This is a genomic window from Duganella aquatilis (assembly GCF_009674565.1).
Classification (GTDB): domain Bacteria; phylum Pseudomonadota; class Gammaproteobacteria; order Burkholderiales; family Burkholderiaceae_D; genus Rugamonas; species Rugamonas aquatilis.
Map to the genome: position 1 here is coordinate 24,506 of NZ_WKJL01000036.1, position 21,935 is coordinate 46,440.

Annotated in this window: 23 protein-coding genes; 13 read left to right on the plus strand and 10 right to left on the minus strand. The window is 62.8% G+C overall.

Annotated features, from left to right (window positions below; translation table 11 throughout):
- Positions 1–62: 62 nt before the first annotated feature.
- Both GJ698_RS28010 and ispB read right to left on the minus strand, forming a co-directional pair.
- Positions 63–962 carry a TIGR03571 family LLM class oxidoreductase gene (locus GJ698_RS28010; protein WP_154361140.1) on the minus strand — a complete coding sequence of 300 codons (900 nt, stop codon included), beginning with the start codon at positions 960–962 and terminating at the stop codon, positions 63–65.
- A 200-nt stretch (positions 963–1,162) separates the two neighbouring features.
- The gene (ispB, locus tag GJ698_RS28015; RefSeq protein ID WP_154361141.1) at positions 1,163–2,152 is read right to left on the minus strand and encodes an octaprenyl diphosphate synthase; all 990 of its coding nucleotides are present in this window, start codon (positions 2,150–2,152) and stop codon (positions 1,163–1,165) included.
- A 250-nt stretch (positions 2,153–2,402) separates the two neighbouring features.
- Between ispB and rplU the strand changes: the two genes are divergently transcribed.
- The 4 genes from rplU (at position 2,403) to proB (ending at position 5,517) form a co-directional block, all read left to right on the plus strand.
- Positions 2,403–2,714, plus strand: coding sequence for a 50S ribosomal protein L21 (gene rplU / locus GJ698_RS28020; RefSeq protein WP_154361142.1), 312 nt, complete (start codon positions 2,403–2,405; stop codon positions 2,712–2,714).
- A gap of 39 nt (positions 2,715–2,753) precedes the next feature.
- Positions 2,754–3,014: a 50S ribosomal protein L27 gene (rpmA, locus tag GJ698_RS28025; protein WP_019921557.1), complete on the plus strand. Its 261-nt coding sequence runs from the start codon at positions 2,754–2,756 to the stop codon at positions 3,012–3,014.
- Between the two features lie 114 nt (positions 3,015–3,128).
- Positions 3,129–4,238 (plus strand): GTPase ObgE, encoded by a 1,110-nt coding sequence (gene obgE, locus GJ698_RS28030; protein WP_154361143.1) that lies wholly within the window; start codon positions 3,129–3,131, stop codon positions 4,236–4,238.
- Positions 4,239–4,398: 160 nt separating this feature from the next.
- On the plus strand, positions 4,399–5,517 hold the full coding sequence (gene proB, locus GJ698_RS28035) for a glutamate 5-kinase (RefSeq protein ID WP_154361144.1): 1,119 nt from the start codon (positions 4,399–4,401) through the stop codon (positions 5,515–5,517).
- A 64-nt stretch (positions 5,518–5,581) separates the two neighbouring features.
- On the opposite strand, the gene nth is transcribed toward proB, so the two are convergent.
- From nth to fdxA, 5 genes are all read right to left on the minus strand, one after another.
- Entirely contained in the window at positions 5,582–6,229 is a 648-nt protein-coding gene (gene nth, locus GJ698_RS28040; protein ID WP_154361145.1) for an endonuclease III, read from the minus strand.
- Positions 6,226–6,900 carry an electron transport complex subunit RsxB gene (gene rsxB, locus GJ698_RS28045; protein WP_371865460.1) on the minus strand — a complete coding sequence of 225 codons (675 nt, stop codon included), beginning with the start codon at positions 6,898–6,900 and terminating at the stop codon, positions 6,226–6,228. Before rsxB ends, nth begins: the two co-directional genes overlap by 4 nt.
- Positions 6,901–6,970: 70 nt before the next feature.
- Entirely contained in the window at positions 6,971–8,206 is a 1,236-nt protein-coding gene (locus tag GJ698_RS28050) for a polyhydroxyalkanoate depolymerase (RefSeq protein WP_154361146.1), read from the minus strand.
- Positions 8,207–8,430: 224 nt separating this feature from the next.
- Positions 8,431–9,498 (minus strand): NAD(P)/FAD-dependent oxidoreductase, encoded by a 1,068-nt coding sequence (locus tag GJ698_RS28055; protein WP_154361147.1) that lies wholly within the window; start codon positions 9,496–9,498, stop codon positions 8,431–8,433.
- Between the two features lie 36 nt (positions 9,499–9,534).
- Positions 9,535–9,858, minus strand: a complete 324-nt coding sequence (gene fdxA / locus GJ698_RS28060) for a ferredoxin FdxA (protein WP_154361148.1) — start codon at positions 9,856–9,858, stop codon at positions 9,535–9,537.
- Positions 9,859–10,100: 242 nt separating this feature from the next.
- Between fdxA and GJ698_RS28065 the strand changes: the two genes are divergently transcribed.
- On the plus strand, positions 10,101–10,379 hold the full coding sequence (locus GJ698_RS28065; RefSeq protein ID WP_154361149.1) for a polyhydroxyalkanoic acid system family protein: 279 nt from the start codon (positions 10,101–10,103) through the stop codon (positions 10,377–10,379).
- A 41-nt stretch (positions 10,380–10,420) separates the two neighbouring features.
- Here GJ698_RS28065 and GJ698_RS28070 read toward each other — a convergent pair whose 3' ends face one another.
- Together GJ698_RS28070 and GJ698_RS28075 are read right to left on the minus strand one after the other, a co-directional pair.
- Positions 10,421–10,672 carry an acyl-CoA-binding protein gene (locus tag GJ698_RS28070; protein ID WP_154361150.1) on the minus strand — a complete coding sequence of 84 codons (252 nt, stop codon included), beginning with the start codon at positions 10,670–10,672 and terminating at the stop codon, positions 10,421–10,423.
- 162 nt (positions 10,673–10,834) lie between these two features.
- Positions 10,835–11,122 (minus strand): HU family DNA-binding protein, encoded by a 288-nt coding sequence (locus GJ698_RS28075; RefSeq protein WP_110847097.1) that lies wholly within the window; start codon positions 11,120–11,122, stop codon positions 10,835–10,837.
- Between the two features lie 215 nt (positions 11,123–11,337).
- Between GJ698_RS28075 and GJ698_RS28080 the strand changes: the two genes are divergently transcribed.
- On the plus strand, positions 11,338–12,111 hold the full coding sequence (locus tag GJ698_RS28080; protein WP_154361151.1) for a zf-HC2 domain-containing protein: 774 nt from the start codon (positions 11,338–11,340) through the stop codon (positions 12,109–12,111).
- Between the two features lie 7 nt (positions 12,112–12,118).
- Here the strand turns inward: GJ698_RS28080 and GJ698_RS28085 are convergent, their stop codons facing one another.
- Positions 12,119–12,475, minus strand: a complete 357-nt coding sequence (locus GJ698_RS28085; RefSeq protein ID WP_154361152.1) for an FKBP-type peptidyl-prolyl cis-trans isomerase — start codon at positions 12,473–12,475, stop codon at positions 12,119–12,121.
- Positions 12,476–12,620: 145 nt separating this feature from the next.
- On the opposite strand from GJ698_RS28085, the gene GJ698_RS28090 reads away from it, so the two are divergent.
- The 7 genes from GJ698_RS28090 to GJ698_RS28120 all read left to right on the plus strand — a co-directional run bounded on the left by GJ698_RS28090 (position 12,621) and on the right by GJ698_RS28120 (position 21,856).
- Positions 12,621–13,583, plus strand: a complete 963-nt coding sequence (locus GJ698_RS28090; protein ID WP_154361153.1) for a YVTN family beta-propeller repeat protein — start codon at positions 12,621–12,623, stop codon at positions 13,581–13,583.
- A complete protein-coding gene (locus tag GJ698_RS28095) occupies positions 13,583–14,458 on the plus strand; it encodes a polysaccharide deacetylase family protein (protein WP_154361154.1) in 876 nt (291 codons plus the stop codon). Before GJ698_RS28090 ends, GJ698_RS28095 begins: the two co-directional genes overlap by 1 nt.
- Positions 14,455–15,396, plus strand: a complete 942-nt coding sequence (locus tag GJ698_RS28100) for a sterol desaturase family protein (RefSeq protein WP_154361155.1) — start codon at positions 14,455–14,457, stop codon at positions 15,394–15,396. Before GJ698_RS28095 ends, GJ698_RS28100 begins: the two co-directional genes overlap by 4 nt.
- Complete coding sequence (locus tag GJ698_RS28105) at positions 15,396–16,208, plus strand: EI24 domain-containing protein (RefSeq protein ID WP_154361156.1); 813 nt, start codon at positions 15,396–15,398, stop codon at positions 16,206–16,208. The genes GJ698_RS28100 and GJ698_RS28105 overlap by 1 nt, the downstream gene beginning before the upstream one ends.
- Before the next feature lie 3 nt (positions 16,209–16,211).
- Positions 16,212–16,997, plus strand: coding sequence for a competence/damage-inducible protein A (locus GJ698_RS28110; RefSeq protein ID WP_154361157.1), 786 nt, complete (start codon positions 16,212–16,214; stop codon positions 16,995–16,997).
- A gap of 218 nt (positions 16,998–17,215) precedes the next feature.
- Positions 17,216–20,332 (plus strand): transglycosylase domain-containing protein, encoded by a 3,117-nt coding sequence (locus GJ698_RS28115; RefSeq protein WP_154361158.1) that lies wholly within the window; start codon positions 17,216–17,218, stop codon positions 20,330–20,332.
- A 159-nt stretch (positions 20,333–20,491) separates the two neighbouring features.
- Entirely contained in the window at positions 20,492–21,856 is a 1,365-nt protein-coding gene (locus GJ698_RS28120) for a TAXI family TRAP transporter solute-binding subunit (protein ID WP_154361159.1), read from the plus strand.
- Positions 21,857–21,935 lie beyond the last annotated feature (79 nt).

Genomic DNA, 21,935 nt, shown 5'->3' on the forward strand with positions numbered 1-21,935 from the left:
CGGGGTCAGTTCTGCCATTGGTACATGGGCTCGTGTGCGATTGGCAGAACTGACCCCGGTTTTTACAGGATGTAGGCGGCGATTTCTTCGATTGTCTCGGCCAGCGGGCGCTGGTTGCGGCGCAGGTGGAGGCCGATGTGGTCGACGCCGGCATCCTGCATCGCTTGCAGTTCGGCGATCAGGCCGTTGCGGCCGGTCGAGGCGCCGAAGCGGTGGCGGCGCAGCGGGGCGTCGGGATCGGCCAGCAAGTCGAGGTGGATGAAGCTGACGTAGGGCTTGGCGCCGGCCACCTCGCGCCACAGCGCCACGCGGCGCACGTGGTCTTCCGGCGTGCCGGGATAGGCCAGCCAGCCGTCCATGTTGGCGCCGGCCCATTGCGGCGTCTGCTGTGCCAGGCCGGCCACCAGCAGCGGGATCGGCTGCGTTGCGCGCGGCAGCAGCTGGATGCCGGGCGGCCAGGCGGGATCGTGCCCGGCGCGCAGCTTGGCGACCTGGTCGCGGAACTCGGCGCCGCGCGTGTCGAAGTCGCGACCGAAGATCGGGTATTCGACGGGACGGTCGCCGCTGGCGGTGCCGAGCAGCAGGCGGCCGTTGCTCAACTGTTGCACGGTGGCGGCGGATTTCATCGTCAGCACCGGTTCGCGCAGCGGCAGCACCACGGCGGCGGTGCCGAGCAGGATGTTCCTGGTGACGCCGGCCAGGTAGCCGAGGTAGCTGAATGTTTCAAAAACTTGGGCGGCGTCGCCGAACGATGGGTCGTACAGCGGCACGTCGCGCACCCACAGCGCGCGGAAGCCGAGCCGGTCGGCCAGCACCGCCAGTTCGGCGTGGTGCTGCATGTCCGGTTGGCCCGGCAGGCGGCCGGCTTCGCGGCGGGCGCGGTCGCCGGCAGGGGACCAGTCGTTATCCAGCGGCAGTTCGAGGCCGATCGAGAAGCCGCCTTGCGTCAGTTTGTCCAGCATGATGAGTCCTTGCGATATTAGAAGGCCTCAGTCTAGGCTTCTGATGGGCAAAGAAAAATCGGTGCGGGAACAAATGATTGTTGCGGTGGCCGCAATGAAAAACCCAGGGTCAGGTCCCTCATTTCTACACGAGCTCAACCGTATGTGTACATAGGGTTGAGCTCGTGTAGAAATGAGGGACCTGACCCCGGGTTTAAGTTTTAGTGATTTCGATGTACCGAGAAGTGCGCCAGTTGCAGCAGCGATTCCTTGTAGACACTGTCCGGCAGGCCGGCGATCGCTTCCGAGGCGCGCTTGGCGGCGATTACCGCCTGTTCGCGCGTGAAGTCCAGCGCGCCGCTGGTGGTGATGGCGGCCAGGATGGTGTCGAAATGCTGCTCGTCACCCTGTTCGATGCACGAACGCACCAGCTCGCGCTGCTCCGGCGTGCCGTTTTCCATCAGGTAGATCAGCGGCAGCGTCGGCTTGCCTTCGCGCAGGTCGTCGCCGACGTTCTTGCCGATTTCGGCGGCGTCGCCGGCGTAATCCAGCACGTCGTCGATCAGCTGGAAGGCGGTGCCCAGCGAGCGGCCGTATTCGCCGGCGGCGGCGATCTGCTCGTCATTGGCGCCAGCCACCAGCGCGCCCAGCTCAGCGGCCGCTTCAAACAGCTTGGCGGTCTTGGAGCGGATCACTTGCAGGTAGCGTTCCTGGGTCACGTCCGGATCGTGCATGTTCAGCAGCTGCTGCACTTCGCCTTCGGCGATGACGTTGGTGGCGTCCGACAGGATCTGCATCACGCGCATATTGTTCAGGCCGACCATCATCTGGAACGAGCGCGAATACAGGAAGTCGCCCACCAGCACCGAGGCGGCGTTGCCGAACAGGGCGTTGGCGGTGGCGCGGCCGCGGCGCAGCGACGATTCGTCGACCACGTCGTCGTGCAGCAGCGTCGCGGTGTGGATGAACTCCACCACCGCGGCCAGTTCGTGGTGCGCCGTGCCCTTGTAGGACCAGGCGTTGGCCACCAGCAGCACCAGGACCGGGCGGATGCGTTTCCCACCGGCGCTGATGATGTATTCAGCAATCTGATTGACGAGGGAAACCTCGGAATGCAGGCTTTTACGGATCACCAGGTTGACCGCGTCCATATCGGCGGCAATGGTTTGGGTGATGGTGTTTTGGGTGGCGTTTTGGGTAGCGGCAGACAAGGCGAACCTGTGCAGTTAGACTAATGGTGGCGAGATTATACGTCATGGCCCCGTCCACAGGGGCGTCAGCCCCTCTGTTTGCTGCAATTCGCTTGCTGTAATGTCAAGCGCCGCCCCGGTAAAATTGTTTGACATACCACGCCACCCGCCGTTTGTGAATAGTTTTTGACGCAAAAATGGTTCCTGTGTATAATCTGCGGTTCTCCGGTTTCTCCGGGGATTTTTCTAAACATTTGAGAGGTTTCAAATCATGTACGCGGTCATAAAAACCGGTGGCAAACAATACAAAGTTGCCGCTGGCGAAAAACTTAAAGTAGAACAGATACCGGCAGACATTGGTTCCGAAATCACCATTGACCAAGTCCTCGCCGTTGGCGCGGGCGACAGCATCAAGTTCGGTGCTCCGCTGGTTGAAGGTGCGAAGGTTCTGGTTACTGTTGTTTCCCACGGCCGTCACGAAAAAGTGACGATCTTCAAGATGCGTCGTCGTAAGCACTACCAGAAGCATCAGGGTCACCGTCAGAACTACACCGAAATCCAAGTTGTTTCGATCAACGCCTAATCGCGTATCGACACTTTTTAGTATCCAAGGAGCTTTAGCATGGCACACAAAAAAGGCGGCGGCACAACGCGAAATGGTCGTGACTCAGAATCAAAACGTCTGGGCGTTAAAGTCTACGGCGGCCAAACCATCAATGCAGGCGGCATCATCATTCGTCAACGCGGCACCCCAGTGCGCGCCGGCGAAGGTGTAGGCACCGGCAAAGATCACACCCTGTTCGCCCTGGTGGACGGCGTGGTGAAGTTTGTTGTTAAGGGCGCAGGCTCGAAACAGTACGTCACCGTAGTAGCAGCAGCGTAAATTACGCTCACGGCCCGCGCGCATGTCGTGTCGGGCTGTTTTGTAAGGCGCAAGCCTTCAATCGAAAGGCTCTGCCCCCCCCGGTAGAGCCTTTTAGTTTTATGGCGGTACATCATGAAGTTTATCGACGAAGCAAAAATTGAAGTAATCGGTGGTGACGGCGGCAATGGCTGCTCGTCGTTTTGCCGTGAAAAATTCCGCCCGTTTGGCGGCCCTGACGGCGGCGACGGCGGCAAGGGTGGCTCGATCTGGGCCGTAGCGGACCGTAACATCAATACCTTGGTCGATTTCCGCTTCTCCAAAGTGCACCGCGCCGGCAACGGCGAACCGGGCCGTGGCGCCGACTGCTATGGCCGAGGCGCCGACGACATGTTCCTGCGCATGCCGCTGGGCACCCTGATCATCGATGACGTCAGCGGCGAGATCCTGGCCGACCTGAGCGAACACGGTCAGCAGGAGCTGCTGGCCAAGGGCGGCGAGGGCGGCTGGGGCAACATCCACTTCAAGACCTCGACCAACCGCGCGCCGCGTCAGAAGACGCCGGGCAAGGAAGGCGAAGTGCGCACGCTGCGCCTGGAACTGAAGGTGCTGGCCGATGTGGGCCTGCTGGGCATGCCGAACGCCGGCAAGTCGACCTTCATCACCGCCGTGTCGAACGCGCGTCCGAAGATCGCCGACTATCCGTTCACCACCCTGCATCCGAACCTGGGCGTGGTCCGCGTGTCGCACGAGAAGAGCTTTGTGATCGCCGACATTCCGGGCCTGATCGAAGGCGCCGCCGAAGGTGCGGGCCTGGGCCACCAGTTCCTGCGCCACCTGTCGCGCACCGGCCTGCTGCTGCACATCGTCGACCTGGCGCCGTTCGAGGCGAGCGTCGATCCGGTCAAGGAAGCCAAGGCGCTGGTCAATGAACTGAAGAAGTACGATGAAGAACTGGTCGACAAGCCGCGCTGGCTGGTGCTGAACAAGCTGGACATGGTGCCGGAAGAAGAACGCGCCAAGAAGGTCAAGGATTTCATCAAGAAGTTCGGCTTCAAGGGTCCGGTGTTCGAGATCTCCGCGCTTAGCCACGACGGCACGCAGGAGCTGGTCAACGCCATCCAGAAGCACCTGGAAGCAACGCGCCATACCGAGCAGCGCTCGGAAGAAACGCAGATGACCGAAGAGGCGCGCGGCATTTCGTCGATCGATCCGGACGATCCGCGCTTCAAAATCCTCGACTAATCCAGTGCATCACCGGCATAATCAGTTATCAGCTGGTTATGCCTTTCCCATTCGGCGCCGCCTCCGCATCCCGGAGCCGGCGACTGTCGCGGCAAAGCAGGGCAATCCGCCCGCCAAAATACAGCATATTTTCCTCCGCTTGTTTTGAGATTGTCGCCTTATGAATTCCGTCATACAAAAAGCCACCCGCATCATCATCAAGGTTGGATCGTCGCTGGTCACCAATGATGGGCGCGGACTCGATCATTCCGCCATCGCGCGCTGGGCCTCGCAGATCGCCGGCCTGCGTGGGCTGGGCAAGGAAGTGGTGCTGGTGTCGTCCGGCGCCATCGCCGAAGGCATGCTGCGCCTGGGCTTCGAGCAGCGCCCCACCGATATCCACGAACTGCAGGCCTGCGCCGCCGTCGGCCAGATGGGCCTGGCGCAGATCTACGAAACCAGCTTCCGCGCGCACCAGCTGGGCACGGCGCAGGTGCTGCTGACGCACGCCGACCTGGCCGACCGCGAACGCTACCTGAACGCGCGCTCGACGCTGACCACCTTGCTGCGCCTGGGCGTGGTGCCGATCATCAACGAGAACGACACGGTGGTCACCGACGAAATCAAGTTCGGCGACAACGATACGCTGGGCGCGCTGGTGGCCAACCTGATCGAAGCCGACGCGCTGATCATCCTCACCGACCAGCAAGGGCTGTACAGCGCCGATCCGCGCAAGGATCCGTCGGCAACGCTGATCCAGCACGGCCGTGCGGGCGACGCGGCGCTGGAGGCGATGGCCGGCGGCGCCGGCAGCAGCCTGGGACGCGGCGGCATGCTGACCAAGATCCTGGCCGCCAAGCGCGCCGCCAAATCGGGCGCGCACACCGTCATCGCCTATGGCCGCGAGAACGAAGTGCTGGCGCGCCTGGCCGGCGGGGAAGCCATCGGCACCGAACTGGCGGCGCAGACCGGCCACTTGACGGCGCGCAAGCAGTGGATGGCCGATCACCTGCACACCGCGGGCCAGGTCGTGCTGGACGCCGGCGCGGTGCAGAAGCTGACCGGCGAGGGCAAGTCGCTGCTGCCGATCGGCGTGGTGGAAGTGAAGGGTGAGTTCGGACGCGGCGCGGTCATCACCTGCGTCAGCGCGGACGGCGTGCCGGTGGCGCGCGGCCTGTCCAACTACACCAGCGCCGAAACGCGCCGCATCATGCGCAAGCCGTCGAGCGAAATCGAAGCGATCCTCGGCTTCGTCGAAGGCCAGGAACTGATCCACCGCGACAACCTGGTGCTGGTCTAAAAACCGGGGTCAGTTCTGCCATTGGTACATGAGCTCGTGTGCGATTGGCAGAACTGACCCAGGATCAGGCGGTGGCGGGCGCCGGTGTTTTGGCGCGGTAGTCGCACAGGTCGATCTGCATGCAGTTCCAGCATTCGGGCTTGCGCGCCTTGCAGGTGTAGCGGCCGTGCAGGATCAGCCAGTGGTGGGCGTCGTGCAGAAACTCCTGCGGCACGAATTTCAGCAGCTTTTGTTCGACGATGTCGACGTTCTTGCCCGGCGCCAGGCCGGTGCGGTTGGAGACGCGGAAGATGTGCGTGTCCACCGCCATCGTCGGCTGGCCGAAGGCGGTGTTCAGCACCACGTTGGCGGTCTTGCGGCCGACGCCCGGCAGTTCTTCCAGCGATTCGCGATCCTGCGGCACCACGCCGCCATGCTTCTCCACCAGGATCTTGCAGGTGGCGATGACGTTCTTGGCCTTGGTCTTGTACAGGCCAATGGTGCGGATGTAGCCCGTCAGCTCTTCCTCGCCCATGTCGAGGATGGCCTGCGGCGTGTTGGCCACCGGGTACAGCAGGCGCGTGGCCTTGTTGACGCCGACGTCGGTCGCCTGCGCCGACAGCAGCACGGCGATCAGCAGTTCGAAGGGCGTCGTGTATGCGAGTTCGGTGACGGGCTTGGGATTGGCGGCGCGGAAGCGCACAAACATTTCGTAGCGTTTGGCTGCGTTCATTTGTTCTCGGATTCTTTTTTCAGGCGGGCACGCTCCATCGCGGCGGCGATGATGGCGCGTTTGCGTTCCAGCGCGGCGGCCGATTCGGCGTCGGCTGGATCGATGGTGTTGACTTTCTCCATCTTGGCTTTGGCCTTCTCCGCCAGGCGGGCTTCGTTTTCGTCCTTGTCGCGCTTGAGGCGGAAGGCGCGGAAGTCGTGGCGTTCGCGCGCGGCATCGGCATCGGCTTGCGTCCACGCGGCCCAGCCGGTGGTTTCCGTCACCGGGTACATGACGATGCAATCGACCGGGCAGGGCGCCACGCACAGATCGCAGCCGGTGCACAGGTCCGGCACCACGGTGTGCATCAGTTTGCCGGCGCCGACGATGGCGTCCACCGGGCAGGCCTGGATGCACAGCGTGCAGCCGATGCACAGCGCTTCGTCGATGTAGGCGACGGCGCGCGGCCGTTCCAGGCCGTTGACGGGATTCAGCGGGATGACCCCGCGGCCGGTGACTGACGACAGCCGTGCGATGCCTTCGGCGCCGCCGGGCGGACACTGGTTGATGTCGGCCGTGCCGGCCGCGATGGCTTCCGCATACGGGCGGCAGCCATCATAGCCGCACTTGGTGCATTGCGTCTGCGGCAGGACGTCTTCGATGCGGTCGGCGAGTGAGGGAGGGCTGGACACGGAAGGTAGCTGGGCGATAAAACGCCATTATAGTAAAACGCCCCGTCAGACGGGGCGTTTTACTATTCGATCAACCGTGTTTCTTGATGAACTCGGTAATTTTCGGGCACACCATCTCGCGCCAGCGGCGGCCGGAGAAGATGCCGTAGTGGCCGGCGCCCGGCGCCACGAAGTCCTGCTGCATGTCGGCCGGAATGCCGGTGCACAGGTCGTGCGCGGCCTGGGTCTGGCCAGCGCCGGAGATGTCGTCCAGCTCGCCTTCAACGGTGAACAGGGCGACGGTCTTGATGTCGGCCGGACGCACCAGCTTGCCGCCGACCAGCCAGTCGCCTTTCGGCAGCGCGAAGTCCTGGAACACGGTCTTGATGGTGTCCAGATAGTATTCGGCCGGCATGTCCAGCACGGCGTTGTATTCGTCGTAGAACTTGCGGTGCGATTCGGCGGTTTCCTCGTCACCCTTGACCAGGTGGTTGTAGAAGTCGCGGTGGCTTTCGGCGTGGCGGCCCGGATTCATGGCGATGAAGCCGGCATGCTGCAGGAAGCCCGGATAGACCTTGCGGCCAAAGCCCGGGTAGTTCGGCGGCACCGGGTAGATCACGGTGTTTTCGAACCACGAGAATTTCTTCTCGGTGGCCAGGTTGTTGACGGCGGTCGGTGATTTGCGCGGATCGATCGGGCCGCCCATCATGGTCATGGTTTTCGGCAGTTTCGGATCGTTTTCCGAGGCCATCAGCGAGATCGCGGCCAGCACCGGCACGGTCGGCTGGCATACGGAGATCACGTGCACGTTCGGGCCCAGCAGACGGATGAAGTCCTGCACGTAATAGATGTAGTCGTCCAGGTGGAACGGGCCTTCCGACAGCGGCACCATGCGGGCGTCGGTCCAGTCGGTGATGTAGACGTCGTGGTCGACGATCAGGCCGCGCACGGTGTCGCGCAGCAGCGTCGAGTGGTGGCCGGACAGCGGCGCCACCAGCAGCACGGTCGGCTGCTTCAGGGCCTTGAATTTCTTGTCGTCCAGGTCCTTCTTGAAATGGATCAGGCGGCAGAACGGCTTGTTGACCGCCACGTGCTCGATGATGCCGACCGTCTCGCCCTTGATCACGGTGCTGTCGATTTCGAATGCCGGCTTTTCGTAGTCCTTGCCCAATCGGTACATCAGTTCGTAACCGGCGGCGATGCGCTGGGAGAACGGCGTATGCGCCAGCGGCGACACCGGATTGGTAAACAGCTTGGCCGACGCGTCCGCCCATTGCATCAGGGGCGTCAGGAAGGAGCGCTGCATTTCATGGAGTTGGTAGAGCATAGGACATCCCGGTTTTTATAGGTTTTGGTGCGGTGCACCAATGCCGACATCATAAGCCATATTATAGGCGCTGTGTTTTTGACGTAAAGCACTCTGAGGTGCTGCCCAGCAAGGGCTACGTACTATCCACAGGCAATCTTGCTATTAAGAATAATACTGCGGCGGGCATAAAAAAAGCAGCGTTTCCGCTGCTTTTGTGTAGGACATTTGCCCGTCGTCAGTGCTTAATCGAACACAGGCGTTTCCACGCCCAGCACCTTGTGCAGCTTCGGAGAGGTGGTGGTGTACTGCATGTGGATCTTCTTGTCCGGGAAGATGTACGGCGCGGCGCCGAAAGCGGCCAGCGCGGCTTCGTGGAAGCCCGACAGGATCAGCTTTTTCTTGCCCGGGTAGGTGTTGATGTCGCCCACGGCGAAGATGCCCGGCACGTTGGTTTCGAACTTCTCGGTGTTCTGCACCTTCAGCTGGCGGCGCTCGATGTCCAGGCCCCATTCGGCGATCGGGCCCAGCTTCGGCGACAGGCCGAAGAACACCAGCAGCATGTCCAGCGGCACGCGGCGGGTGACGCCGTCGGCGCCGGTCACTTTCAGGTGGTTCAGCTTGCCGTCTTCCGAGGCTTCGTAGCCGGTGGCCTGGCCGATGATCAGCTGCATTTCGTAGTCGTCGCACAGCGCTTTCATCTTGGCGACCGAGGCTGGCGCGGCGCGGAAGTCTTCGCGGCGGTGCAGCAGCACCACCGATTCGGCCTTGCCGACGAAGTTCAGGGCCCAGTCCAGCGCGGAGTCGCCGCCGCCGCAGATGACCAGGTTCTTGCCTTCGAACTGCGCCGGGTCCTTGACCTTGTAGTGCAGCTGCGAGCCTTCGAACACGTCGATGCCGTCCACTTTCAGCGTGCGGGCCTGGAACGAGCCGACGCCGGCGGCGATGAAGATGGTCTTGGTGATGAACTGGGTGCCCAGCGTGGTTTCAACGTCGAAACGGCCGTCGTCGCGGCGCTCGACCTTGGTCACTTCCTGGCCCAGGTGGAAGGTCGGCTCGAACGGTTCGATCTGCTTGAGCAGGTTGTCGGTCAGTTCCTGGCCGGTGCACGACGGCACGGCCGGGATGTCGTAGATCGGCTTGTCCGGGTACAGTTCCACGCACTGGCCACCCACGGCGCCCAGCGAATCGATCACGTGGGCCTTGATTTCCAGCAGGCCGAGCTCGAAGACCTGGAACAAGCCGACCGGGCCGGCGCCAATGATGACGGCATCGGCTTCGATGACGCCAGGTGGTGTGACAGTGCTATTCATACGTGGTTTTCCTGTGATTTCAATGATGGCCGCTGCTTAGCGTACCAACAGCTGCAATTTTTCTTTGACGTCCTTGAACTGTTCCGCATCCGGCAGCGCAGGAATAGTCTTGGTGATCGAAGGCCAGTTACGCGCCAGATCGACGTTGATCTTGATGAATTGCTGCTGGTCGCCTGGGACGTCTTCCTCGGCGTAGATGGCGTTGACCGGGCATTCGGCCACGCAGACGGCGCAGTCGATGCACTCGTCCGGGTCGATGGCGAGGAAGTTCGGGCCTTGGCGGAAACAATCTACCGGGCAAACATCGACGCAGTCCGTATAACGGCAAGCGATGCAAGATTCGGTGACAACGTGGGTCATAACAGTCCTATCAATGTTGGTGTGCAGTAGCGTCGGCGGCGGGGCAGTTGCCTGGCTAACCTTGGCAAAGCACTGTATTTTAAGGTAATTCGCTATTTCTCACAAATTGGGCTTATATACAATACATATAAGCAAATACATTCGGGCGGGATGAAACACTTCGCCCCTGCCGTTGTGGACTGGCGCGGGCGGGGCGCAACTGGCATCATGGCGGCTTTGTTATTCAGAGCAGGGAGAGCCGCATGGCGGACATCAACATCGTCCAGGAACACCACCTGGCGCCGGAGCAGGCACGCGCGGCCGCCCAACAAGTGGCCGACAAGCTGGCCGAACAATTTGAACTGGCCTGCCGCTGGGAGGGGGATGTGCTGCGTTTCGAGCGCAGCGGCGTCAGTGGTTCGCTGAGCCTGCTGCCGCATCAGGCGCAGCTGCAACTGGACCTAGGCTTCCCGATCAGCATGATGGCGTCGCAGATCGAGGCCAAGGTGGCCGAGAAGATGCGGAAGGTGTTTGTTGTCTAAAAAATAAAAGGCCCGTGCGGGCCTTTTTTATTGCGTCGGTCTTACTTCAGGTCTTCGATCAGGTCGATGTACAGCTGTTTCGCTTCGTCCTGGGTTTTGCCTTTCAGCTCGGCCCATGCATCGAACTTGGCGCGGCCGACGAAGTCGGTCATGCCGGGACGCTCGCCGGTGGTGTCGCCGCTGGATGCCTGCTTGAACAGCGCATAGATTTTCAGCAGCGTGATATTGTCCGGACGCTCGGACAGATTCTTCGAGTCCGCCTGCGCTTGTTCAAACTGTTCTTGCAAACTCATACCTAACTCCTGGCTGTGAATGGATGCACCATCATAACCGCAGCCATGGCAAAAGCCGCTAGAGTGCGCGCTCCAAAACAGAACGGCGGCCATGCCCGGCATGTGCCGGCATGAACCGCCGTCTCCGGTGCCCTTCCGGGCACGCGTAAAACTCCGGAAGAATTACTTCTTCTTCGTCGGGTTGACAGCCGATTTCAGCGTGGCGCCAGCCGAGAATTTCGGGGTTTTCGACGCAGCGATCTTGATCGCTTCGCCGGTTGCGGGATTGCGGCCTTTGCGTGCAGCGCGTTTGGCTACGGAGAAGGTGCCGAAGCCGGTGATGCCAACCGTGTCGCCTTTTTTCAGACGCTCGGTGATGATGGCGATCAGGGTGTTCACTGCGCCGTTGGCGGCAGCAGCGGACAGCTCGGTGCGTTTCGCAAATTCTGCAATCAGTTCGCCTTTTTTCATTACTACCTCCTTGGTTATTGGAGCGCGCAGATTAGCATAAATATTGTTAAAAGTAATGGTTTCTGTACGAACTACGTACGAAGTAAGCCTTGTGTCCGCTGCCTCGCTGCACCGCAACGCGAACAAGGCCTTGTATTTAAAGGGTTTCTCAGTTTCGACAAAACCGCATGACCGGCAAAAAAGGTTTATGATGGAACGCGTAAAAGGACGGGAATATGAGCTTTTCAGACGAGACACTGATAGCGTATGCCGATGGCGAACTGGACGAGGAAACCCGCCAGGAGCTTGAGGCCGCCATGCGCCATGACAGCAGCCTGGTGCGCCGGGTGGCGCGGCTGCGCGCGGCGCGCGACGATGTCTACGCCGACCAGCGCAGCCCGTCCGCCGGCCGCGCGCGCCACGGTGCCAACGTGGTGCAGCTGGCGGCGGTGCGGGCGCAGCGCCTGGCCACGCAGCAGGCCGCGCGCAAGGCCACGCGCCGGCACTGGGGCTGGCTGGAATGGAGCGCGCTGGCGCTGGTGATGGTGGTGGGGCTGGCGGCCGGCAAATTCGGCCTGGCGAAGTGGCAGCCCGACTGGTTCAGCGGCGAGCGCGCGCAGCCGCAGACCGAGGTCAGCAGCCGCAGCGGTTTGCTGGTCGCGCAGGGCAAGCTGGCGGCGGCCTTGAGCCAGCAGCTGGGCGGCTCGGCGCAGACCGAGGGCGATGTGCGCGTCGGCCTGAGTTTTCTGTCGAACGAGGGCACCTACTGCCGCAGCTTTACGCTGGTGGGCGTGTCGCAGGATCTGGTGGGAATTGCCTGTCGCGCCAACGAGGAGTGGCGGATACCGGTGGTGGTGCAGAACGGCCGGCCGGTGGCGGGGGCGGGCGGCTACCGCATGGGCGCCGAGATGCCGACGGCGCTGCTGGAGGCGATCGACCAGCGCATCGTCGGCGGCATGCTTGATACGAGAGCCGAACTGGAAGCGCTGCGCAGGAACTGGCAGCGCTAACGGGGGCTTAAACGCCCAGCAGTTCGACGTCGAAAATCAGCGTGGCGTTTGGCGGGATGACGCCGCCGGCGCCGCGCGAGCCGTAGCCCAGGTCGGCTGGAATGATCAGCTGGCGGGTACCGCCAATCTTCATGCCTTGCACGCCTTCGTCCCAGCCGCGGATGACCATGCCGGCGCCCAGGGCGAACTCGAATGGATCGTTGCGGTCTTTGCTCGAATCAAATTTCGGGCCCTTGGTGCCGTCGTCGTTGCGCAGCCAGCCGGTGTAGTGCACGGTGACATTCTGGCCGGCTTTGGCTTCTTCGCCTTCGCCCACGGTCAGTTCGATGTATTGCAGGCCGGAGTCGGTAGTGATGGTGGACATGATCTTCCTTTCATTAGAAACAGGCCCGAATTGTAGCAGGGCTGTAGCGGGACGACGCCGGGCATGAAGTTTTGTCCGGCTTTCGCCTTGCCTGGGGCTGGTTTGCACGTAAAATAAGGCTTTGTTCCTCATAGTGAAGTCCTTCATGTTTCGTCGTCTGCGCCGTGTCCTCCTTTCCTGCCTTCTTGCCGCCGTCGGCAGCGCCCAGGCCAACGTGGTCGTGGTGCTCAATTCGCGCGACGCCACCGTGCAGTTGCTGGACCAGGCCAGCTACAAGGATCTGTCGACCTTCCCGGTCGGCAAAGAGCCACACCATTTGATGGCGACGCCGGACAACAAGTCGCTGATCGTCGCCAGCTCGGTCGGCAATGAGCTGATTTTCCTGGACCCGAAATCCGGCCAGGTCCAGCGCACCATCAAGGACATCCTCGACCCGTACCAGATCGGCTTTTCGCCGGACCAGAAATGGTTCGTCTCGAACTCGCTGCGGCTGGACCGCGTGGACCTGTACAAATACGACGGCGCCGGCATGACGCTGGCCAAGCGCATCCCGCTGGCCAAGCTGCCGAGCCATATGGCCTTCAACGCCGCCAGCAATATGGTGTTCATCACGCAGCAGGGCAGCGACCAGGTCAGCGCCATCGACCTGGCCACGCAGAGCGTCAAGTGGACGCTCCCGGTCGGCAAGCTGCCGGCCGGTATCGCCATGACGCCGGACGACAAGTATCTGCTGGTCGGCATCATGGGCAGCGACTACGTCGAGGTGATCGACTGGAAGGCGCAGAAAACCGTCAAGCGCATCAAGACCGGCATGGGCGCGCACAACTTCCGTTCGGCCGGCGACGGCCGCTACACCTACGTGTCGAACCGTGTTTCCAATTCGATCAATATCATTGATCAGAAGACATTGGAAAACGTCGGCCAGATCAACGTGCCCGGCGGCCCGGACTGCATGGAAGTGACCGACGACGGCAAGACCATGTGGGTCACGCTGCGCTGGATTAAGAAGGTGGCGGTGATCGACCTGGCCAGCCGCAAGGTCATCAAGACCATTCCGGTCGGCCGCTCGCCGCACGGCGTGTTCTTCTTCAACTCCGCGCAACGCTGATGAAGCGCGCCGCCGTCCTGACCCTGCTGGCGCTGGCGGTCGCGCCGGCCGTGCGCGCGGATGACAGCGCCAAGTCGGTCAATAACAGCGCGCGCGACGTCAACGCCGCGGCCCGCGCCGCCAATGCCGAGGCGCGCCAGCTGAAAACACTGGCCGGTCACGCCGCCGCGCCGCGCGCCGCCTGCAAGGGCACGATCTATCTGACCTTCGACACCGGCAGCCAGTCGCAGGCCGAGCTGATCGCCGACACGCTGAACCGCCACCAGATCAAGGCCACCTTCTTCCTCGCCAACGAGAAAACCGTGCGCGGCGATTATTCGCTCGATCCGTCCTGGGCGGCGTACTGGAAGGCGCGCGTGGCGGAAGGCCATGCGGTCGGCACCCACACCTGGGACCACGCGGTGTTTGTGCGCGATGGCGCCGACGGCAAGGTGGTGTTCAAGCCGGGTTTCGGTCCGCAGGCCGGCAAGCAGGTCAGCTGGACGCCGCAGCAGTATTGCGAACAGATGCAGCGCGTCGACCAGCGTTTTGTCGAACTGACCGGCAAGCATCTCGATCCGTTCTGGCGCGCGCCGGCCGGCCATACCTCGCCGCGCCTGCTGGACATCGGCAAAAGCTGCGGCTATGCGCACGTGGGCTGGTCGCCGGCCGGCTTCTCGGGCGACGAACTGTCGAGCGAAAAGTATCCGAATCCGGTACTTCTGCAAAAGTCGTTGCGCGACCTGCGCGGCGGCGATATCGTGCTGATCCACATGGGCATCTGGTCGCGCAAGGATGCCTGGGCGCCGGCCAATCTGGAACCGCTGATCAGCGGGCTGGAACAGAAGGGCATGTGCTTTGCCACGCTGCGCGCGCATCCGGACTATAAGAAATGACAGAAACCCTCTCCGACTGGCTGGGCGTGGCCCAGGGCTGGTTGTTCGAAACCGTGATCCAGCCGCTGGTGTTCCAGCTCGGCTTCGGCGCCTTTGTCGAAGATGCGTTCGAAGGCACGGAATGGCTGCTGATCGGCATGCTCGAACTGGCGCTGCTGTTCCTGGTGCTGCGGCCGCTGGAGTCGCTGATTCCGGCGCAGCCGATCACCGATCCGCGCGCGCGCTGGAACGACTTCCTCTACACCGTGCTGCACCGCATCGGCGTGTTCTCGCTGCTGATCTTCTTCACGCTCGATCCGCTGCTGGACAGCATCGCCGGCTGGCTGCGCTTTGACGGCTTCCACCCGTTCAACCTGGAGGCGCTGTGGCCCGGCATCGGTCCGCTGGGCGCCTTCGCGGTGTATTTCGTGGCGCTGGATTTCTGCGATTACTGGTATCACCGCGCCTCGCACAAGTTCAACTGGTGGTGGGCGCTGCACGGCCTGCACCACAGTCAGCAGAACATGAATCTGTGGAGCGACGACCGCAACCACATCCTCGACGACCTGCTGCGCGACGTTTACATGGGCGTGATCGCGCTCGGCATCGGCGTCGAGCCGGCGCAGTACGTGCTGCTGGTGTCGGTGTCGCGCATCCTGCAAAGCCTGCAGCATGCGAATGTGCGGATTCATTTCGGCTGGCTGGGCGAGCGGCTGCTGGTGTCGCCGCGCTACCACCGCATGCACCACGCCATCGGCGCCGGCCAGGGCGGCTGCAATTTTGCGGTGCTGCTGCCAGTGTGGGATATCCTGTTCCGCACCGCCGACTTTACGCCGCGCTTCGTCGCCACCGGCATCCGCGACCAGCTGAGCGGGCGCGAATACGGACGCGGCTTCTGGTCGCAGCAATGGCTGGGCCTCAAACGCATGATTGAATACGCAAGAAAGGATGTGGTCTGATGGGTGCAGTGTTCCGCACATGGGGACGGGCGTTTCTGTCGCAGTGGCATGGCAAGATGCTGTTGATGAGCATTGCGCCGTTCCTGCTAGCGCTGGCGGTGTGGGCGGCCGCGCTGTACTTCGGCCTGCAGCCGCTGATCGATTACCTGCACGCGCTGTTCACCGAGCATAATCTGTTCTCGACCAGCACCAGCTGGCTGCGCAGCCTGGGCCTGGGCACGCTGACGGCGGTGGTGGTGCCGCTGATCGCCATGCTGGCGCTGCTGCCGCTGATGATACTGACCGCGCTGATCTTCATCGGCGTGGTGGCGATGCCGCTGATCGGCCGCCACGTCGGCCTGCGCCATTATCCGCAGCTGGAGCAGCGCCACGGCGGCTCGATCATCGGCAGCATCGGCGTGGCGCTGGGCGGCATGGCGATTTTCATCGGGCTGTGGATACTGACGCTGCCGCTGTACGCCTTCCCGCCGCTGGCGGTGGTGGTGCAGGCGCTGCTGTGGGGCTGGCTGACCTGCCGCGTGATGGTCTACGACACGCTGGCCGACTACGCCAGCGCCGAAGAGCGGCGCCAGATCTTGAGCGAGCACCGCTGGCGGCTGCTGATCATCGGCGTGGTGTCGGGCGCCGCCGGCGCGCTGCCGGGCGCGATCTGGCTCAGCGGCGTGATGGCGGTGGTCATGTTCCCGTTCCTGGCAGCGGTGTCGATCTGGCTGTATGTGCTGATTTTTATCTTCACCGGCCTGTGGTTTGCGTATTATTGCCTGGATGCGCTGGCGCGTTTGCGGGCTCAGGAAGTCATCGAAAAGGAGTAGGCAATGGCAATCGGACTCATCATCATTGGCGACGAAATCCTGTCCGGCAGGCGCGTCGACCAGCATTTCCCCAAGGTTGTGCAGATGCTGGCGGCGCGCGGCCTGCAGCTGACGTGGGCCGAGGTGCTGCCGGACGATCCGGCGCGCATCACCGCCACGCTGAAGCGCACCTTCGCCAGCGACGACATCGTGCTGTGCTGCGGCGGCATCGGCGCCACCCCGGACGACCACACGCGCCAGGCCGCCGCCGACGCGCTGGGTTTGCCGCTGGTGCTGCACGAGCAGGGCAAGATCAACATCCAGCAGCGCATCGTGCAGATGGCGCAGGAAGCCGGCCAGGTCGCCGACCTGGAGTCGGCCGAGAACCTGCACCGCCTCAAAATGGCCGAGTTCGCCGAGGGCGCGGCGCTGATCCCCAACCCGTACAACAACATCGCCGGCTTCGCGCTGCACAAGCATTATTTTGTGCCGGGCTTTCCGGTGATGGCGTGGCCGATGCTGGAATGGGTGCTGGACAACCACTACGCCGACCTGTTCAACCGCGAGCCGCGCCTGGAGCAGTCGGTGCTGGTGTACGAGGCGGCCGAATCGGCGCTGACGCCGCTGATGGTGGCGCTGGAAAACCAGTATCCGCGCGTCAAAGTGTTCAGCCTGCCGAGCGTGGGCGACGCCAACACGCGCCGCCATATCGAGCTTGGCGTCAAAGGCGAGCCGGTGCAGACGGCCACCGCCTTCATTCAATTGTGCGACGAGCTGCGCAAGCTCCACGTAGAGTTCAAACCGACCTGATCCGCATTGTGACGGCAGGGTGACGCGGCGCTCTCCCACACAGGAGAGCGCCGTTGTTTTTTTGCGAAAATAAACAGCGCTTTTGATTTATTGTGCGTTCGCTCCGGTCAGCGACGCTCTGATGTGGTGCAATGGTAACTAGTAAGTTTTACTGAAACATCGCGATGCTGCCTCCTAATACACCTGAATCAACCGAAGCCCATCTGGCGCAAGCACAAATGGACCCGCCGCCACCGCCGGAGTCCGGTGCGCCGAAGAAGAGCAAGCGTCCGCGCAATGCCTTCCTGCTGGTGCTGCTGGTAGGCGTGTCGTTTGCCGTCTACTGGGGTTATCGCGAAACGCTGACCTCGTCGATGCAGGCGCGCGTGTTCACCGACCTCGCCAGCAAGATGACCTACAAGGTGGAGAAGGGACCGAGCAAATCGATCCGCTTCCCGCACGACAGCCCGTACGACGAGCGCCTGGGCTATGCCGGCCTGCCGGACTATATCGGCAAGCTGAGCCAGCGCGACTACCAGGTCGCGGCGCAGGCGCGCATCTCGCCGAAAATGGCCGAGCTGGCTGACATGGGCGTGTTCGCCACCTACCGCGAAAAGACCAAGACCGGCCTGCGCATTGTCGACTGCCGCGCGCAGGAGCTGTTTGCCGCCAGTTATCCGGAACGCATCTACAACAAGTTCGAGCAGGCGCCGCCGGTGCTGATCAGCAGCCTGCTGTTCATCGAAAACCGCGAGCTGCTGGACAACACCTATCCGAAGCGCAATCCGGCGGTGGAGTGGGACCGGCTGGGCAAGGCGGTGCTGGAGAAGAGCGTCAGCGCCGTGGCCGGCGGTCACCGCGCGGCCGGCGGCAGCACGCTGGCGACGCAGATCGAAAAGTATCGCCACTCGCCGGAAGGCCGCACCGGTTCGATGAAGGACAAGCTGCAGCAGATGGTGTCGGCCAGCCTGCGTTCCTACCAGGACGGCCCGGAAACGCTGAAGGCGCGGCGTCGCATCGTGATCGAATACCTGAACACCGTGCCGCTGTCGGCCAAGCCTGGTTACGGCGAGGTGAACGGCATCGGCGACGGCATGTGGGTGTGGTACGGCCGTTCGTTTGACGACGTCAACAAGCGCCTCAGCGGCAAGCTCGACAGGCCGGACGCGGAAACCGCGCTGGTGTTCAAGGAAGCGCTGAGCCTGATGATCGCGCAGCGCCGTCCAAGCTACTACCTGGGTGACGGCGCGGCCGACCTGGAAGTGCTGGCCAACAGCCACCTGCGCATCCTGGCCAACGACGGCGCCATCACGCCGGCCATGCGCGACGTGGCCTTGCAGCAGCACCTGCATCCGGCCACCGGCAACGGCCTGCAGTCGGCGCCGGCGCAGACCTTCGTCAGCCGCAAGGCCTCGAACGCGATCCGCAACCACCTGGCCAACCTGCTGGGCGACAACCGCATGTACAACCTGGACCGCCTCGACCTGAGCGTGGTCAGCACGCTGGACGCGCAGGCGCAGACCGCCGTCACGCAGGTGCTGCGCGATCTGCGCGATCCGGAAAAAGCCAAGGCCGCCGGCCTGACCGGCAAAGGCATGCTGGGCAACGGCGACCCGGCCAACGTGGTGTACAGCTTCACCTTGCTGGAGAAGGGCAAGGACAACAACCTGCTGCGCCTGCAAACCGATAACTTCGACCAGCCGCTGGACATCAATGAAGGCGCCAAGCTGGACCTCGGCTCGACCGCCAAGCTGCGCACGCTGATCACCTACCTGGACATCGTCGACCAGCTGCACAAGAAGTACGGCGGCATGGACGCGGCGGCGCTGGGCCAGGTCAAGGTCGATCCGCAGGATAAGATTTCGCAGTGGGCGCTGGATTACCTGAAGCCGCTGGCGCTGGACAAGCGCGAGCTGACGCCGATGCTGAACGCGGCCATGGAGCGCAAGTATTCGGGCAATCCGGGCGAAGGCTTCTTCACCGGCGGCGGTCTGCACCACTTCGGCAACTTCTCGAAAGAGGACAACTCGAAGATCCTGACCGTGACCGAGGCGCTGCGCCATTCGACCAACCTGGTGTTCGTGCGGCTGATGCGCGACGTGGCAAAGTTCTACATGTTCTCCAATCCGGGCTCGTCGGCCTCGCTGCTGGCGGACGCGGACGATCCGCGCCGCGCCGGCTACCTGGCGCGCTTCGCGGACAAGGAAGGCAAGGAATTCCTGGGCCGCTTCTACGCCAAGTACAAGGGCAAGCCGCCGGAAGAGATCGACAAGATCCTGCTGGCGAACATCCGCAGCACGCCGGTGCGGCTGGCGGTGATCCACCGCACCGTGTATCCGCTGGCGACGCAGGAGCAGTTTGCGGCCTTCCTGAAAGAGAACCTGCCGTCGCAGAACGAGGTGCCGGACGAGCGCGTGGCCAAGCTGTACGACCAGTATGCGATCGGCAACTGGTCGCTGGCGGACCGAGGCTACCTGGCCAGCGTGCACCCGCTGGAACTGTGGATGGCGGCGTATCTGCGCCTGCATCCGGGCGCGACCTTGAGCGAGATGACCAAGGCCAGCGAGCAGGAACGCCAGGACGTGTACCAGTGGCTGTTCAAGACGCACCGCAAGCACGCGCAGGACAAGCGCATCGCCGGGCTGATCGAGGTGGAAGGCTTCATGGAAATCCACAAGCAGTGGAAGAAGATGGGCTATCCGTTCGAATCGCTGGTGCCGTCGTATGCGACCACGCTGGGCGCGTCGGCCGACCGACCGGCCGCGCTGGCGGAGTTGATGGGGATTGTGGTGAATGGCGGTGTGCGCAAGAGTTCGCAGCGCATCACGTCGCTGCACTTTGCGCAGGGCACGCCGTATGAGACGCTGATCACCAAGGCGCCGCCGACCACCAACGAGCAGGTGCTGGCGCCGGAAGTGGCGCGCGTGGTGGCCGATGCGATCCGTGGCGTGGTGTCGGACGGCACGGCCAAGCGCGCCAAGGCGGCGTTTGTGGCGGCGGATGGCGCCATTATTCCGGTGGGCGGCAAGACCGGGACTGGCGACCAGCGCTTTGATGTGTATGCGTCGGGCGGGCGCTTGATCGAGTCGCGTTATGTGAACCGGTCGGCGACGTTTGTATTCAATATCGGCGAGCGCTTCTTTGGTTCGATGACGGCGTATGTGCATGGGCCGGAGTCGAAGAATTATGACTTTACCAGTGCGCTGCCGGTGCAGTTGCTGGTGGTGCTGGCGCCTAGCCTGATGCCGCTGATTGAGCCGCATGCCGCGCCTAAACCCGGCGCGGCGGCTGTGGTTAAAGTCGGGGGCGTTGCACCCGAAGTGACGAAGCCACTACTGCAGGCCTGCGGCGGTTAATTTTCACCCCGCACTGCGCTCCGTTAGGGTCTGACCCCTTGGGTCAGACCCTTTGCCGCAAAGGGGTGCTGTGCGGCTCACTCTTCGGTCGCGTGTTTCTCTTGCATAGTTGCCTATTTGTTGGCAATGTGTGAGCCCATGAAACCTATGCGCCATCACATGTCCAAAATCCTGAAGTTCACCCAGTTCTCGCTCCGGGATCTGTTTGTCGCTGCTGCGCCGACGGTGTTGCTGATCGTCGGCGTCTGCCTGCTGGCGTACTGGCTGGTGGACCCGGCGCCGCCGCGCACGGTGCGGCTCGGCACGGGGCAGGAGAATTCGGCCTATGAGGAATTCGGCAAGAAGTACGCCGCCGCGCTGGCCAAGCATGGCGTGAAGGTGACCATGGTGCCATCCGCCGGTTCCAGCGAGAATCTGCGCAATCTGCGCGACGGCAAGGTCGATATCGCTTTCGTGCAAAGCGGCTCGACCAATGAGGAGGCGGCCGAGCGCGAAGGCCTGTCCTCGCTGGGCAGCCTGTTTGTTGAGCCGCTGTGGCTGTTCGTGCGCGAGGACAAGAGCAAGCCGCCGATCACCAAGCTGACCGATTTGCGCGGCAAGAAGATCAACTACGGTCCCAAGGGGGCCGGTTCGCCTCGGCTGTTCCGCCAGATCCTGGAGCTGAATGGCGTCGAGAAGGACGAAGTAGAGCGCTTTTCGCTGGCGAATACGCCGGCGACGGTGGAGTTGCTGGAAGGCCGCATCGACGGCCTGGTGTTCACCTCGGCGCCGGAAGCGCCGTTGATCCAGATGCTGCTGCAAACGCCGGGCATCAAGCTGTTCGACTTCAACCAGGCCGAAGCGTATGCGCGCAAGATGCCGTTTCTGACGCATGTGATGCTGCCGCAGGGGATTGTCGATCTGGGCCGCAATATTCCATCGGAAGACTACAACCTGATCGCGCCGACCGCCACGCTGGTGGCGCGCGACGACCTGCATTCGGCGCTGGTGGATTTGTTCGTGCAGGCGGCATCGACCATTCATAGCGGCGCCGGCTGGTTCCAGCAGCAGGGACAGTTCCCGTCGGCCAAGTACACCGAGATTCCGGTCGATGCGGAAGCGGCCAAGTTCTACAAAAGCGGGCCGCCGTTCCTGCAGCGCTACATGACTTTCTGGCTGGCCAACTTCTTCGACCGCATGTGGGTGCTGGTGGTGGCGCTGGGCGCGCTGATCCTGCCGCTGTCGAAGGTGATCCCGCCGCTGTACGTGTGGCGCATCCGTTCGCGCGTGTACAAGTGGTATGGCCAGTTGCGCGCGGTGGAGCAGAAGGTGGAGGAAGCGCCGCAATCGACGCGCATGCAGGTGTATGAAGAGCAGCTCAAGCGTCTCGACGAGATCGAGGAGCTGGTCAACCAGGTGTCGATCCCGCTGTCGTTTGCCGACGGCTTATATGGCTTGCGCAGCCACATACAGTTCGTGCGCAAGCGCATCCTGTTCCTGATGGGCGAGGCCAGCCCCGCCGCACCGGACGCCGTGCCTGTTTAAAAACCGGGGTCAGTTCTGCCAATCGCACACGGGCTCTGCCGTAGCGGCCGCTACGGCAGAGCCCGTGTGCGATTGGCAG

What these genes read in the sequence shown, in the direction of transcription:
- GJ698_RS28080 (WP_154361151.1), top strand. Translation starts at nt 11,338, where the DNA reads ATGAGCTTTTCAGACGAGACACTGATAGCGTATGCCGATGGCGAACTG.
- proB (WP_154361144.1), top strand. Translation starts at nt 4,399, where the DNA reads ATGAATTCCGTCATACAAAAAGCCACCCGCATCATCATCAAGGTTGGA.
- GJ698_RS28050 (WP_154361146.1), bottom strand. Translation starts at nt 8,206, where the DNA reads ATGCTCTACCAACTCCATGAAATGCAGCGCTCCTTCCTGACGCCCCTG.
- GJ698_RS28070 (WP_154361150.1), bottom strand. Translation starts at nt 10,672, where the DNA reads ATGAGTTTGCAAGAACAGTTTGAACAAGCGCAGGCGGACTCGAAGAAT.
- obgE (WP_154361143.1), top strand. Translation starts at nt 3,129, where the DNA reads ATGAAGTTTATCGACGAAGCAAAAATTGAAGTAATCGGTGGTGACGGC.
- GJ698_RS28090 (WP_154361153.1), top strand. Translation starts at nt 12,621, where the DNA reads ATGTTTCGTCGTCTGCGCCGTGTCCTCCTTTCCTGCCTTCTTGCCGCC.
- GJ698_RS28065 (WP_154361149.1), top strand. Translation starts at nt 10,101, where the DNA reads ATGGCGGACATCAACATCGTCCAGGAACACCACCTGGCGCCGGAGCAG.
- GJ698_RS28110 (WP_154361157.1), top strand. Translation starts at nt 16,212, where the DNA reads ATGGCAATCGGACTCATCATCATTGGCGACGAAATCCTGTCCGGCAGG.
- rplU (WP_154361142.1), top strand. Translation starts at nt 2,403, where the DNA reads ATGTACGCGGTCATAAAAACCGGTGGCAAACAATACAAAGTTGCCGCT.
- rpmA (WP_019921557.1), top strand. Translation starts at nt 2,754, where the DNA reads ATGGCACACAAAAAAGGCGGCGGCACAACGCGAAATGGTCGTGACTCA.
- GJ698_RS28055 (WP_154361147.1), bottom strand. Translation starts at nt 9,498, where the DNA reads ATGAATAGCACTGTCACACCACCTGGCGTCATCGAAGCCGATGCCGTC.
- GJ698_RS28115 (WP_154361158.1), top strand. Translation starts at nt 17,216, where the DNA reads ATGGACCCGCCGCCACCGCCGGAGTCCGGTGCGCCGAAGAAGAGCAAG.
- fdxA (WP_154361148.1), bottom strand. Translation starts at nt 9,858, where the DNA reads ATGACCCACGTTGTCACCGAATCTTGCATCGCTTGCCGTTATACGGAC.
- nth (WP_154361145.1), bottom strand. Translation starts at nt 6,229, where the DNA reads ATGAACGCAGCCAAACGCTACGAAATGTTTGTGCGCTTCCGCGCCGCC.
- GJ698_RS28120 (WP_154361159.1), top strand. Translation starts at nt 20,492, where the DNA reads ATGTCCAAAATCCTGAAGTTCACCCAGTTCTCGCTCCGGGATCTGTTT.
- GJ698_RS28075 (WP_110847097.1), bottom strand. Translation starts at nt 11,122, where the DNA reads ATGAAAAAAGGCGAACTGATTGCAGAATTTGCGAAACGCACCGAGCTG.
- GJ698_RS28010 (WP_154361140.1), bottom strand. Translation starts at nt 962, where the DNA reads ATGCTGGACAAACTGACGCAAGGCGGCTTCTCGATCGGCCTCGAACTG.
- GJ698_RS28095 (WP_154361154.1), top strand. Translation starts at nt 13,583, where the DNA reads ATGAAGCGCGCCGCCGTCCTGACCCTGCTGGCGCTGGCGGTCGCGCCG.
- GJ698_RS28085 (WP_154361152.1), bottom strand. Translation starts at nt 12,475, where the DNA reads ATGTCCACCATCACTACCGACTCCGGCCTGCAATACATCGAACTGACC.
- GJ698_RS28100 (WP_154361155.1), top strand. Translation starts at nt 14,455, where the DNA reads ATGACAGAAACCCTCTCCGACTGGCTGGGCGTGGCCCAGGGCTGGTTG.
- GJ698_RS28105 (WP_154361156.1), top strand. Translation starts at nt 15,396, where the DNA reads ATGGGTGCAGTGTTCCGCACATGGGGACGGGCGTTTCTGTCGCAGTGG.